General features: G+C 62.0%; 1 protein-coding gene and 1 other annotated feature. The gene reads right to left on the bottom strand.

Features of this window, described 5'->3' with window-relative positions; genetic code table 11:
• Positions 1-5: 5 nt before the first annotated feature.
• A protein-coding gene (locus GOACH_RS22970; RefSeq protein WP_227918568.1) for an IS3 family transposase occupies positions 6-1270 on the bottom strand; the annotation gives its coding sequence in 2 pieces (ribosomal slippage) (positions 6-964 and positions 964-1270; 1266 coding nt in all).
• Positions 837-968, bottom strand: a sequence feature (AL1L pseudoknot). (Overlaps the previous gene by 132 nt.)
• Positions 1271-1325: the final 55 nt, after the last annotated feature.

Raw genomic sequence — 1325 nt, 5'->3', positions numbered from 1 at the left:
TCGGGTTATGGGATTCCGACCCGGTGTTGGTCGGCCCGTGACTGATCGTAGATGATGGTTTCGAACTCGACGGGTGGGATGTTGCCGAGATAGCCGTGGAGGCGTTCGGTGTTGTGCCAGTGCACCCAGCCCAGGGTCGCCAGTTCGACGTCGTCGACCGTTTTCCATGGACCGGTGCGGGCGGGTCCGTAAATTAATTCCGCTTTGTAGTAGCCGTTCACCGTCTCGGCCAGAGCGTTATCGTAACTGTCTCCCACGGTCCCGATCGAGGGTGTCGCCCCGATCTCGGCGAGACGTTCCCCGTAACGCACGGAGGTGAATTGCGCGCCCGCATCAGAGTGACACCGTAAGCCCGGCAACATGTTTCCCCGATTCCATCGGGCCATCCCGATCGCATCGAGGACCATCGCAGTCCTCATATGCGAGGCCACTCGCCACCCCACGATCATCCGCGAGTAGGCGTCGATGATAAAACACACGTACGCCACGCCCGACCACGTCGGGACATAGGTCAGATCGGTGACCCACAGTTGATTCGGTGTAGTCGCGGTGAACTCCCGTTTGACCAGATCCGGGTGGCGCGGCATCGAGGAATCGGGGCGGGTCGTGCGGACCCGCCGGCCGCGCCGCGCGCCTTCGATTCCGAGTGCGTGCATCAGTCGAACAACCTGGTCACGACCGATATCGTGTCCAGCGCGACGCGCAGCTTTCCATAGCTTGCGAGCACCGTAGACCCGGTAGTTGTCTTCCCACAGCTGTCGTAGCGCAGGGGCGAGGACAGCGTCACGTTGCGACCGCGCCGAGGGGCGGCGGCTCTTGATGTCGTAGTAGGTACTCGGGGCCATCCGCACACCTGCGCTGCGCAGGACGGCGAGGATGGGCTCAACCCCGAATTCTGCCCGCTGATCATCGATGAACGTGACTACTTCTTGTGTTGGCGGTCGAGCTCCGCCCCGAAGAAAGACGCTGCTCGTTTCAGTATCTCGTTGGCTCGCTTGAGCTCTCGGACTTCTTGTTCGAGCTCTTTGACCCTGGTGGCCTCTGTGGTGGTGACACCGGGGGTGTGTCCGTCATCGATATCGGCCTGGCGCACCCAGGAGCGGACCGATTCCACTCCGTAGCCCAGTTGATGAGCTACCCGTGAGACGGTGCCCTGCTCGGTGCCCAGTTCGGCCCGCAAACTACGGACCATGCGGACCGCGGCAGCCTTCTCTTCTGAGCTGTACCGACGGCTGGTCGGCTTCTTCCCTGACGGCGATCCTGTGGCCATACCTGCATCCTCGTTTCCAAGGTCAGGAGTCTCCAAGATTCCCAGGGCGTGTCAC

The organism is Gordonia aichiensis NBRC 108223 (genome assembly GCF_000332975.1).
GTDB lineage: Bacteria > Actinomycetota > Actinomycetes > Mycobacteriales > Mycobacteriaceae > Gordonia > Gordonia aichiensis.
The sequence above is the reverse complement of the archived record's forward strand: the minus strand, read 5'-3'. Positions and strand labels throughout refer to the sequence as shown.